The following is an 11,415-nucleotide window of genomic DNA, read 5'->3' as shown; positions in this document are numbered from 1 at the left end:
ACATGAAACGCATTCGTTCAAACCCAAACCAACAACGTGGTATCAGCCTGATTGATTTCATCATGTACCTCATCTTGGCCGTTTTTCTCTTTCTTGGCATCGTCAAACTCTACAACATGGCGACCGCTTGGTCGGCGCAAGCCAATACCGTCTCGGCAGTGACGCAAATCAAAGCCGGCGCGGAGAAAGTCAAAAGCGTCAATCACAGTGGTACTGGCATGAGCAAAGTGTGCAGTGCCACCCGCAATGCGGTGTCCTCCACGATTTGTGGTGATACGCGTGATGGCGTTGGCACCAATGAATATGGCGGGAATTACACCTTGACGGTCGATAGCGCGAACATGCAGCGCGTGAAGGTGGGCATCACCAACATCGATACGCAATACATCGATGACTTGGCCGATACGCTCGCTAAATTGAGTGCCGGTAACTGTAACAGCGCCGCCAGCTGCGCGACCTTAGCCGTCTCTGGCAACGTCATCACTGTGACACTGTAAGGAAATGATATGAATCTTACCTCCCTCACACTAGCCAGTACGCTGCGCACCTTGGCCATGTTAGGCGTCGTCACTGGCCTATTGCTGGCGTACAACGGTGCGCGAGAAAAAGCGTTGTTTAAGCAAACAACCTCAGCGGTCATGCAAGCGATGGATGAGCAGATACGCAGCGAAACCGAGCGCACTGGCTGTCTGCACATACCGATTGACGACAACATCAATACATTGGTCAGTGAGGGATGGTTGGAGGCGAGCATCCGGGATAACAGTCCTTGGACGCTCGATATTGCCTATCAGGCGAGCCGCAACAGCGGCCGCGTGATAGGTAAGCACCTCACGTTGACGGCGCACTCCAGTCAGGAGGCAACTCGCCTTAACGAACTGGCTCAAACCGTGATAGGCAGTTGGCAATTTCAGGGTCGAACCTTAAAGATACTTGAAGTCGTTAAAGGACCAACCGATGTATCGCGCATGGAGTTTGATCCCGCCACCGCGTGTTTTGCTTGGTAAACATAGGCTTGTCGAATAAAGGAATTTCACAATGAGAAATAGAATGAAAACGCTCTTATTTAAAACGGGACCAATGATCAACCAAAAGACCAAAATGGGACTGTATTTTTTGTTAGGTTGGGGGATCGGTCTACTGACCGGTGTGAGTGTAGGCATAAATCAGAAATTGTTCATCAATCTCATTACGGAACAGCCACCCGTTGTAATGTCTCCATCCTATATTGATGCAGTACTAGTAGTACCTGCCATTACGACGGAGAACTTCGCTGATGAATAGTGCCTTCAAACAGCGCGGCGTGGGGCTCGTCGAGTTCATCCTTACGCTCGTACTCAGTCTGATTATTTTCATGGCAGCATTACCATTTTATAACGACTATCAAACTGACAAGAAAGCGAAAGCTTACAGTGAGCACATTAGAGTGCTGATAGAGCGCATTCATCAATATCAATACTACAAGATCACCGAAGAAGGGGTCGATTCGACCAGTCAAGCGAGTTGGCCTGCAACGTTGGATAACCTCATGAACGATTACCCCGAGCAATACTGGGGCAGTTGCACGATTGATCGAGAACTCAATGGTGAATGTAAGTTGCCCGATTACGTGCCGTGGAGCCATTCGCGTCTGAGTACTTACTTTTACACCGACCTTACGCACATACCGGCATTTAACGAGCATTTAGTCATTCGTATTCCACTTCATGAATTAGACAAGGATGCAAAAGAGTGGACGCGGTGGTCAAACGTGTTGATTGACATTCCAGGAGCAAAGCGAGCGGGTAATGATATCGACATTACTCTACGTCAAGCGACGTTGGCACTGATGTACGAAAACATTGTCATGCGCGATGGGAGCGCCACATTAACAGAGGATTGGGATGTGGGCGGAGCGCACGGTATTACCAATGTCAAGGATGTCACGCTTAGAGCCAGTGATGGGTCGCAAATTCCGGTGAGTCAATACCTTGTTAGCGTGAGTCGAGCCCAGCACGGCGATTGGATAGACAAACCACAATGCATTGCAGGCCAAACCCCACAGTACAAACTATCTATTTCAAAAGTAGAGATAGATACCCGTTATTACACCTTACTTGGTGGAACCAAACCTTACCTCATCAACGAAACCGCCACTCGTTGGCAAGTGGGAATGTCCACTATTGTAAAAATCAACAGCAGTAAGCAACAAGCAAAAGTGACGACCGGTGAGGCGTTATTGATTGCCAGTTGTCGTTAACCCTAAGAAAGGAAAATACCATGAAGTCATTATTTAAACGCATACTTTTTGGGCTGGCTGCCCTTGTTTTTATCTTACCTCCCGCGACGGCCAAAGTGACCCTGGAGGATGTTTATAAAGCGGATGAAGCGCAGCGAGCCCAAGACTTAGCAGAGTTTGAACAATACAAACGGGATTACAGTTATCCATTAGAACCAAATGAAAGCTCAACCCCATCAGGTCAAGTGGTTGAATTTTCAACTGGTGGGGAAACAACGTCCGTGATCACCAAAACACTCAAACCAACGAATGGGTGGGTGTGCTCTTTGAGTAAAGTCAGTGGATATTATGGCCGTGGTTTAAAAGGAACGGATGCGCATGTCTATCAATCGGGAGGGTATTGGCGTTTAAAATCTGGACGAGCCAGTTGTGGGGGGTGCGCCGTCTCAGCCAAAGCCGTTTGCTGGGAAGTTGACTAAATCCCACATATAAAAGTAGGGTAGTATGATGTCATATTGCCTTGCTTTCATATAACAACCGATCATATCAATGACCTTATTAGGTGAAAAGATCATAGTTAATATCGTGATATTTCAGATAATTAAGTGTTGAAAATGGTATAATTATCTTCCATTAAAAAGGAGTATTAATCATGAAGAAAATAGTTGTGGGTCTCTCCATTTCTTTAGTCTCAAGTTCGGTGTTTGCGATTGAAAATGGTACGACTGTCGATTGGCAAAATGACTTTGATGATATGGTTAAAAACAATTGCACAGGCCTAGTGATAGGTGGCAATCAAGTTTTAACGGCTGCACATTGTACTGATTTAACTAGCATAACCTTTGCCAATGGTGACGTGGTCAACGCAAGTGGACGGGTTGATCATCCTAGCTACCTTTGGTCTGGTTCTGGATCTCAATATGATGTCTCTGTTTGGACTCTTCCTGAGGCCGCGAATACAAAAAATATTCACTACTTTGCTGATTTAAATGTACAAAATGTCAACCTTGGTGATGATATTCGGGTTTATGGATTTGGTGGGAATTATCCTCTTTCTTATGCGGTCGTATCTATAGACAGGTTATCATCTTCTTGGCACACAGCACATCAAGGTAACGTTGTAGTTGGAAATACTATACAGGGAGATAGTGGTGGTGCTTGGTTTCATAATAATGAAGTTATTGGAGTTCACAGAGGTTCAGGTGGTAGTCTTACTTCTGGCACAGACCTTCACTACGCTAAAGACTTCCTTTTAGAGCAGATCAATGGTTGGCATTACCCAACCGTGCTCAAAGGAACGGGCACTCAGACTGTAAAAGTTCAGTCTTTACACCAAAATAGCGTGGTCGATTCTGCGACAAGCTCTGGTGATGTCACGATAACTGGCGGTACATGTCAAACCTTGCCTGCGATTGATGCTTTCGATACCTGTACGTATGAGCTCGATGTGAGCGGCTCTGGTCAACTGCATCTAACCACCAATGAAGTGATTGATATCAACCCTGTGACACCGACTCCCGTACCACCTCCAACAACGACACCAAGTTCTGGCGGCAGCGGTGGCTCTCTCGGCGTTTTCTCTCTACTTGGATTAGCTGTCTTCGGGCGTTTAAGAAAGAGACAGGTCTGATATGGATTACAAAATTAACGACTCTGTTATATTGGAAATGCTCGATGGTAATGATTGGCGCGTGATACGCACCACGTACCGTCAAGCCATACGGCTATTAAGAAAAACGCATCATCGAGGGTATTTGTTGTACCACGAGGGGGCGCGGTGGGATGCAAAAGCCTGACGATTTCACTTTGTTCAATTGTCGGCTTCATCTTGCCCCAACAAGCGGGGCTTATTGCCGTCAAAATGAACCTTATTGGATAATCTTGTGATACTTTTTGTCAACACACTTTTACTTTTCATTTTCCTACAGAGATTATTGACCTTCTCTCATGCCCCTTCCGGAAAGATAAATTTGATTAGGGGGTTCAAAGGTGTCGTCATTTTAATGGTCGTCACGGTCTGGTTGATGCCGCTTCATCTCCCCTTATTCCTCCATGGCGGTGTTCTTCTTTTCACTGCGTGGATAGGTTTGGGGTACAGTGTAAGGATCGCTTTGAATGAACTCACCTTACTCAAGCTAACCCCGTCCTTAAAGAAAAACCAATACCATGTTCACCTTTCAACGGCGATCTATCCTTTTACAAGAGATACATACCAAGAGCTCGAACTGTTGATTGAACTGCTCCCAAAATACAGTGGTCAATCATTAGTACTGACGTCACCTTTACTGAGTAAGCACGGCTCATTCTTTAACATTGAACAATTAAAGCCACTCCCTGTGAGTATCGAGGCTTCTTATCATTCTTATTGGCGTTCACCGCTAGCGTTTCTGGTATTGTGTTATTACAAACACATCAAGTGTGAAACTATTCTTATGCATTCCGATTTATCAAGGCAATGTCGAATACATTTAACGTTGCCTAGAGTCGATGGTGTCTAAAGAGGTGATATCAATATGAAAAACTTGGCTGGTCATGACATTTCCCTGTTTCTTTTTCGGTTTGTTCTTCATCGTAGAGGGATCAATTTTGTCATGAATGAGTCGATTGCGGAGGATTTATACCCGGAGACCGAGCTAAAACTCAAACCTATCGTACACGCCTGCTCTGAAACTCTCTTGCGCTATAAAGACCAATGTTGCGGGGAAACCATCATGGACGGTAATCTATTGGTGGATGGTGACTTTGAAGTGATGCTATCGCCAGGGCTGGGCCGACATTTCATTCTGGAAGAGAAAAAGAACCTTTTCTCTGATGCTCATGAGATTGCTAAGTTGCTGATGGATGTGATGGACAGGCGAACGATTGAGATTGACTCTGGGGAGTATCTAGGTCCCCAGCCATGATCAGCTCTATCGGTCGTACGGGAATGAACCTTCAAGGGCTTGAATCGTTGGGGAACCGACAACAAAACACCTTTATCACTCAACTTCCTCAACTCTCCAAGGATGTCCTTCCCGATGGAGTCAATGCTAGAGTCAGCTATGATCATCGTGGACATTGCCTGATGTTTTTACACGATAACTTCGGCGTGATAGGAAAGGTCGTACTGGTTGATGGATTCATGCCTAATATCATGGCTGAATTGTCTAAAGAGCGCTCAGAGTATGTTGATATCAAAAAGACACTAATGGAACAAATCCTTACCGCGATTGAAGTTGAGTTAATCATTCAAGTTTCGTCGTCGAGCTCTACCTTGCGTTATTAAACAATATCGAGCGGTCAGGAAAGGAAGTGCGAAGTATTTTCTTTTCTGACTGCTGTGCAGGTAGGGCGCAGCCCGTAGGACGGCATAGAGTCCTGTTAAAAATGGTCAGGAGCTGCATGATCAGATAGATTCGTTTATTATGTGCACCATCCACTGTTAATAACCTCACCTTTATGCCCACGACCAAACCTAGCCTAGTCAAAGCCAATTTCAAACGATTCATGCGTAAACCCAAATTGCGTATTGAAAAAGCACAATCCCTTGAGGATTTACTTAACTGCGCGGCTTTTGGAGTTCGCTGTAAAATGAACAAGCTTTCGATTAAGGTAAAAGACGGACATTTGGTCCCGCACCAATACACCCAAGGCAAAACTAAGCCCTAGTCGGTCTCAACCCACAACGCTTACCCCTTTCGATGCAACAAAAGATGAATCACTTCATGTTCATCTACATGGTCCACTTCCACGCGATAAATACCGTTAGTTTGCACCGCTTCAATGAGTGCTTTTAATCGATGAGTTTTCAGCGTCATCGCTAGCGGGTTGATTTGGTTATTGTCTTCATCAAACCCATTCTCAATGCCTTTCTCTTTCATATAGAGCGTATCCCTTTCAAGGTCTTTTTCTATGTCTTCCAGCATCGAGGGGAATTGATGCTGTTCAAATAGACCACTCAACATGATGTAGAGTTCATCCGCTTGTGAAAATTTAGCCTGGTACTCAAGGTTCAGACGGTTCACATCCCATAACTTTTGCTCAAGGTTGCCGATGGGACTGCGGCCAATGCTGAGCATGGTTTTGATTTCAGGTTTACACGTTGAGAATTGAGGGTGTTTGACTTTTGGTTTGATGAACTTCACGAGTCGTTCGTTTCTTCTTTTCACAGTCCAGAACCCGCCTTGCTCACTCATGGTGCAATAGAGGGCGAGCAGCGCGTGGGTCGCGAGTGCATCAAGGGCTTGATAGTGTTTCAGATTTCGGCTCATCTGCTGTCTGCATTTGGGGTAATTTAAGGAAAATCAATTATTATAGCATAAGTAAAAAATAAAAATACGCGTTAAAAATATTTATTTTTAATCAAGATTTTCCTTGGGTGTTTTTGCTACGGTCGTCCCATCACTGATAACCGTAGGAGCGAGGTGTGAAATTCACTCTCAAAACGTTACTTAGAGGGCTATTGTTTAGCCTGTGGAGCCTAATATTAAGCGCCGCTTGCCTGTTCGCCTATCAGCAGGTTTTCTCACCGGTTCAACAGGAGAGCTTTGACTCGCGATTGGACGCACTGCATCAAAGTTTGGTGTTGGCGATAAATGAAAGCCGCGACAAGGAGCGTCAAGCGCGCCTTGAAGCGCTTGACGCATTGCAATTCACGCTTGATGGCTTAACCCAGCGACTCGATGCGCAGCAAGGTGACATCACCGAACTCATGAACACTCAATCCAATCAAGGCGCTCGTTTGGATGAGTTGGGCTTAGACAGCAAAAAGCTGGAAGTATTGGAAACAAAACTTCAACGCCTCTCTCGTCAATCCACCACAAATCGCGCACCCGCGCGTGTCAAACCTGTCGTTAAGCCCACCGTAAAGACGCCAACCATCACGGCGCCTTTTGTTTTATTTGATGTGCAAACGCGGGGTCATACCCAACTGGCGATTGTCGGTAAGCCCGGCGCCAGTACGCTCTCGGAATTATCCGCCCTTCAAGCTGGTCAACATTATCTCGGCTGGAAAATCACCGCCGTTAATGACCACCACATCGAGACGCTTTACAAAGGCCAACGTACAACGTTAACGGTCGGGGAGGGATAGAGATGAAGATTTCCATTTTATGGGCAATGGGCGTTTTACTTTCTATTTCTGGTGTAGGGGCAACAGAGCTTACGCGCAATCAGGCATCACAAACCGCCATTGAACACAACCAATCCCGCTCGCTGAGCGTCTCGCAAGACGCAAAATATTGGCAACTGAGTCAGGCAGACTGGGCGCGCTATGAGCAGTTAATGCAAAGCCCACTCACCTATGACATGCAAGAGGCGAGTCCCCTAGAGGTCTTAGCACAGTTTGCGCGCAGTGGTACTGAACGTGCCCGCTTAGCAGAGCGTTTGGTCGCATTTGATAAGAAGCGCACCGATGGCTTGTTAGCGTTGGATGTGGCGTATCGCGCCGCGTGGGCGCGGCTCTATCCTAACTTGAAGCCGATAGGGCCACGATTGCCAGAGCGCGTCGCCCTGTTTGTTCGCGCCAAGTGCGACACCTGCGTCGATGCACTTAAGCAATGGCGCTCTCATGGTGTGGCCGTGGACGTATACATGCTCGGGGGAAATAACGCAGAGCTGCAAGCATGGGCCTCAGTGGCTGGAGTGCGCCATAGCGATGTCGAAAAACAGTGGATAACGTTAAATCACGACACGCGCGCTTTGTGGGTGACCCTGGCTAAAGGCAAAACTGTGCCCGTGGCCATTTCAGAGCAAGGGGAAGGCCAATGGTCGGTCGTGGCGTTGCCTTAATCATAAGCTTGTGGTGTTTTGGCGCTCAGGCGGCCATTCCGCCGTTGTATCAGAAGGTCGCCGCTCAGCACGGTATTCCTGCGAGCGTGCTGTACTCCTTGGCGCTCGGCGAAAGCAAAACCCAACTGCAAAGCGGCGCAATTCGCCCTTGGCCTTGGACGCTCAATGTCAAAGGTCAATCCTATTTCTACGCGACATACCCTGAAGCTTGCCAGGCGCTGCATGGCTTTTTGAAATACACACAGATGGTGGATATTGGCCTCACGCAGCAAAACTGGCGCTGGCAAAAAGACCACTTTAACCGCCCGTGTGAGGTCTTCGACCCTACGGTGAATCTCAATCACGCCGCTGTCTTACTCAACGAAGGCATGCGTAAACACGGCAGTTGGGTAAAAGCGGCCGGATATTTTCACAGGCCAGGCGGGGGCGAGCCTGCTCGGCGCTATGAAGCCACCTTTGCCCGTCACTTACAACAATGGAGTCCCTCGTCATGAATCGCCGATTAACACTTATCACTCTACTCTTACTGCTCAGCAGTCATGCCTTGTCGGCCGCGGATTTATTGCAAGGGATGGTGCCGGTGAGTACGCCGCAGTTAACCCCTGGCAAGGTGGAACGACGCACGCTCAATCAAACTGTGAGCACGCCTTTGTTTATCGTTGGGGATGATGCTTTATCCCATCGCTGGCTCAATGCTAAGCGGGATTATCTGGCGAGTATTGGCGCGCAAGGCCTCGTGGTTAACGTAGAAACGAAAGCCGGCTGGCAGCGGTTTAAGCGCTATGACTTAACGCTCTACCCCGTAACAGGCCGGGATTTTGCCGCCGCCTTTGGTCTTCGCCACTATCCGGTACTTATCGAGCGCGGTGAGCTCAAACAATAATAATTCACGACTTTTAATGAGGACAGCGCCTATGCCGACCCACGCTTTATCTTATGCAGACATTCAACGCGCGATAAAAACCACCCATCAAGTGCTAGAGAGTAAGGCACTAGCGCCGGTGATTCTGGCGCTCGCCCAGCAAAGCCAAGTGCACAACGTGAGCCCAGAGCACGCTTTGATGATGCTATTAAAATCTCAAGGAGAAGGTGATGAGCATTAACAGTGACAACCCTTTTGCACAGCGCTGCTTACCTCCAAAGCGCCTTGAACTTCCGTCAGCTAAAAAGAGAAGTAATAAAGATAAAGTGACGCATCAAGTGAAGCGCCGCATTGAAATCCTCGAAGAGCGCTGCGCCTGGCAGCGTGAGTGGGGGATGACGCTAGACGATGAGACCTTACAATGAGTGGTTACGCCGAAGGCCTGCTTCGTCCTGCCGATGAACTGCTGAGCGCAGCTATGTTTAGCATGGCCGCTATCGTGGTGGTCATCGCCCCACAAGTGTTTATGCTGGCCCCTGTTTTCGCGCACCCGCTCGGTTTTTGCCTTGGCTTGTGCGCGCTGATTCGCCTTAAGCAAGGGCTTTCCGTGCTCGGGTACCGCAAGCGATTGCTTCGCATGCCGTATTGGGCGATGAACTCCAATGACATGCCGGTGTATCAAAACAAACTCTTTCTCGGGAAAGGTTTTTTAGTCCTGCCTCGCCATGCCCAGCGCCTTTATGATACACGTCAAATCTGGGCAGAGCGCTACGTCACGCCGTCTAAACTCTACCGTTTTGCGCGCGCCATGGAAGCCAAGTACGAGGAAAAATGGATAGAGCGATTTTGGTCTGGGAAACGTGTGATAGCCAGAACTGGTAAAGGCTGGGGCATCATCAATGCCTTTCTTAGTGCCATGAACCCGGTAAAACCGCTACCACCGGTGGGGGGCGATTCTCGAATGCACGGCATCGGCCTTGATGAAGAGGTTGACTGTTTACTGCCAAGCAGCGCGAGAGCGGGGCACACCTTAGTGCTGGGTACAACCGGGGTCGGTAAAACGCGCCTCGCTGAGCTTTTGGTGACGCAAGATATCCGTCGTGGCGATGTGGTGTTGATGTTTGACCCCAAAGGGGACGCCGATATGCTGCTTCGCATGTACATCGAATGCCTACGAGCGGGGCGCCTCGATGAGTTTTATATCTTGCACTTAGGGTATTCAGACCAAAGTGGACGTTACTCACCGGTAGGGCGCTTTGGCCGCATTACGGAAGTCGCGACCCGCGTTTCCGGCCAGCTCGACGGCGGCGGCAACAGCGCCGCGTTCAAACAATTTGCCTGGCGATTTGTCAACATCATTGCCAGAGCCTTGGATGCGCTCGGCAAAAAGCCCGATATGGCCGCTATCCAGCGCTACGTGACCGCCATTGATGAGCTCTATGTCGATTACTGCGTGAAAAAGCTGCCTTCTTACCATCCAAAAGCGGCAGAGCTTGTCACTGCGCTGGAAAGTAACGTCAACGAAAAAAACACACCGCGTCACCTGCAGGGGCGAAGCGCACGTGTGGTCGCCCTTGAAATGTATTTTGGCGCGCACCCCGCTGCAGACGATGTATTGGCCGGACTTCGAAGTGCGATTCAATACGACAAAACCTATTTTGATAAAATTGTGGCCTCCTTACTGCCCTTGCTCGAAAAGCTCGGCACCGGTAAGACCGCTGAAATCATTTCACCGGTGCATACGCCCGCCGATGAGCGGCCCATCATCGATTGGCGCGAGGTCATCATGCAAGGGGGCGTGGTGTACGTGGGGTTGGATGCACTTTCTGATACCACGGTGGCTGCCGCATTCGGTAACTCTATGTTTGCCGACCTGTGTTCGCTGGCGGGGGAGATTTATAAGTTTGGTAACGCGCCAGGCTTTGCCAAGATCAAGCCGCGCAACATCATGATACACGCGGATGAATTTAATGAGCTGATTGGTGATGAGTTCATTCCTATCCTCAACAAAGCGCGCGGGGCTAAATTTGTCGTCACCGCCTACACGCAAACCGAATCCGATATAGAAGCACGTCTAGGCTCGCCCGCAAAAGCGGCGCAAACCAAAGGTAACTTCAACAGCTTGATATGCCTTAGGGTTCGCGAGCAAAAGACTGCGCAAATTCTCACCTCACGCATGGCGACCGTCACCATCAAAGACATTGTGCCCGATACGGGCGCCAGTGATGCGCCCGGCAGTCAGACCGGTTTTCACTCAAACAATAAAGACACCCTGCAAAACAAAGAGGTGCTGTTGGTCAGCGATAACGACATCACCAACCTACCCATTGGCCAAGCCTACGCTGAGCTCGAAGGCGCCAAAATTTGGAAGCTTCGCTTTCCATTACCAGGCAATGAAGGCGACCTTGAATTGCCAGAAAACATCCAAGCCTTAGTCGATGGGATGCTCCAAAAAAGCCAATCGGTTAAAAGTACGCACGATTGGCTGCACGACACTGAGCAGTTCAACGCTTGGATGAATAATGCCTACCTTGGGCTCGATGAAGAACAATCACAGGAGTCATGA

At 48.6% G+C, this 11,415-nt stretch carries 16 protein-coding genes; 15 read left to right on the top strand and 1 reads right to left on the bottom strand.

Annotation, left to right across the window (positions count from 1 at the left end):
* The first annotated feature begins 2 nt into the window (after positions 1–2).
* The 8 genes from SJY39_RS09210 (at position 3) to SJY39_RS09175 (ending at position 5,483) form a co-directional block, all read left to right on the top strand.
* Positions 3–497 carry a hypothetical protein gene (locus SJY39_RS09210; RefSeq protein WP_102479402.1) on the top strand — a complete coding sequence of 165 codons (495 nt, stop codon included), beginning with the start codon at positions 3–5 and terminating at the stop codon, positions 495–497.
* A 9-nt stretch (positions 498–506) separates the two neighbouring features.
* A complete protein-coding gene (locus SJY39_RS09205; protein ID WP_102332187.1) occupies positions 507–1,007 on the top strand; it encodes a hypothetical protein in 501 nt (166 codons plus the stop codon).
* Positions 1,008–1,038: 31 nt separating this feature from the next.
* Positions 1,039–1,284, top strand: a complete 246-nt coding sequence (locus SJY39_RS09200) for a hypothetical protein (RefSeq protein WP_102332186.1) — start codon at positions 1,039–1,041, stop codon at positions 1,282–1,284.
* Positions 1,277–2,239: a type II secretion system protein gene (locus SJY39_RS09195; protein WP_102332185.1), complete on the top strand. Its 963-nt coding sequence runs from the start codon at positions 1,277–1,279 to the stop codon at positions 2,237–2,239. Before SJY39_RS09200 ends, SJY39_RS09195 begins: the two co-directional genes overlap by 8 nt.
* 20 nt (positions 2,240–2,259) lie before the next feature.
* The gene (locus SJY39_RS09190) at positions 2,260–2,697 is read left to right on the top strand and encodes a hypothetical protein (RefSeq protein ID WP_102332184.1); all 438 of its coding nucleotides are present in this window, start codon (positions 2,260–2,262) and stop codon (positions 2,695–2,697) included.
* A 173-nt stretch (positions 2,698–2,870) separates the two neighbouring features.
* Entirely contained in the window at positions 2,871–3,848 is a 978-nt protein-coding gene (locus SJY39_RS09185; protein WP_102332183.1) for a trypsin-like serine protease, read from the top strand.
* 1,081 nt (positions 3,849–4,929) lie between these two features.
* Positions 4,930–5,121: a hypothetical protein gene (locus SJY39_RS09180; protein ID WP_235618382.1), complete on the top strand. Its 192-nt coding sequence runs from the start codon at positions 4,930–4,932 to the stop codon at positions 5,119–5,121.
* The gene (locus SJY39_RS09175) at positions 5,118–5,483 is read left to right on the top strand and encodes a hypothetical protein (protein WP_235618381.1); all 366 of its coding nucleotides are present in this window, start codon (positions 5,118–5,120) and stop codon (positions 5,481–5,483) included. Before SJY39_RS09180 ends, SJY39_RS09175 begins: the two co-directional genes overlap by 4 nt.
* Before the next feature lie 403 nt (positions 5,484–5,886).
* On the opposite strand, the gene SJY39_RS09170 is transcribed toward SJY39_RS09175, so the two are convergent.
* Positions 5,887–6,468, bottom strand: coding sequence for a DUF2913 family protein (locus SJY39_RS09170; RefSeq protein ID WP_102332182.1), 582 nt, complete (start codon positions 6,466–6,468; stop codon positions 5,887–5,889).
* A gap of 155 nt (positions 6,469–6,623) precedes the next feature.
* Here SJY39_RS09170 and SJY39_RS09165 point away from each other — a divergent pair, with 155 nt between their 5' ends.
* From SJY39_RS09165 to traD, 7 genes are read left to right on the top strand one after another with little or no spacing between them, the layout of a single operon-like run.
* Entirely contained in the window at positions 6,624–7,289 is a 666-nt protein-coding gene (locus SJY39_RS09165; RefSeq protein ID WP_102332181.1) for a hypothetical protein, read from the top strand.
* A 2-nt stretch (positions 7,290–7,291) separates the two neighbouring features.
* Positions 7,292–7,987 carry a TIGR03759 family integrating conjugative element protein gene (locus SJY39_RS09160; protein WP_102332180.1) on the top strand — a complete coding sequence of 232 codons (696 nt, stop codon included), beginning with the start codon at positions 7,292–7,294 and terminating at the stop codon, positions 7,985–7,987.
* The gene (locus SJY39_RS09155) at positions 7,963–8,481 is read left to right on the top strand and encodes a hypothetical protein (protein ID WP_102332179.1); all 519 of its coding nucleotides are present in this window, start codon (positions 7,963–7,965) and stop codon (positions 8,479–8,481) included. Before SJY39_RS09160 ends, SJY39_RS09155 begins: the two co-directional genes overlap by 25 nt.
* A complete protein-coding gene (locus SJY39_RS09150; RefSeq protein ID WP_102332178.1) occupies positions 8,478–8,870 on the top strand; it encodes an integrating conjugative element protein in 393 nt (130 codons plus the stop codon). The genes SJY39_RS09155 and SJY39_RS09150 overlap by 4 nt, the downstream gene beginning before the upstream one ends.
* Positions 8,871–8,901: 31 nt before the next feature.
* Positions 8,902–9,090, top strand: a complete 189-nt coding sequence (locus tag SJY39_RS09145; protein ID WP_102332177.1) for a hypothetical protein — start codon at positions 8,902–8,904, stop codon at positions 9,088–9,090.
* On the top strand, positions 9,080–9,274 hold the full coding sequence (locus SJY39_RS09140; protein ID WP_102332176.1) for a hypothetical protein: 195 nt from the start codon (positions 9,080–9,082) through the stop codon (positions 9,272–9,274). The genes SJY39_RS09145 and SJY39_RS09140 overlap by 11 nt, the downstream gene beginning before the upstream one ends.
* On the top strand, positions 9,271–11,415 hold the full coding sequence (gene traD, locus SJY39_RS09135; protein WP_136975177.1) for a type IV conjugative transfer system coupling protein TraD: 2,145 nt from the start codon (positions 9,271–9,273) through the stop codon (positions 11,413–11,415). Before SJY39_RS09140 ends, traD begins: the two co-directional genes overlap by 4 nt.

The sequence above is a fragment of the Vibrio sp. R78045 genome, assembly GCF_042466085.1.
GTDB lineage: Bacteria > Pseudomonadota > Gammaproteobacteria > Enterobacterales > Vibrionaceae > Vibrio > Vibrio cyclitrophicus.
This window is presented reverse-complemented; position numbering and strand designations above follow the sequence as displayed.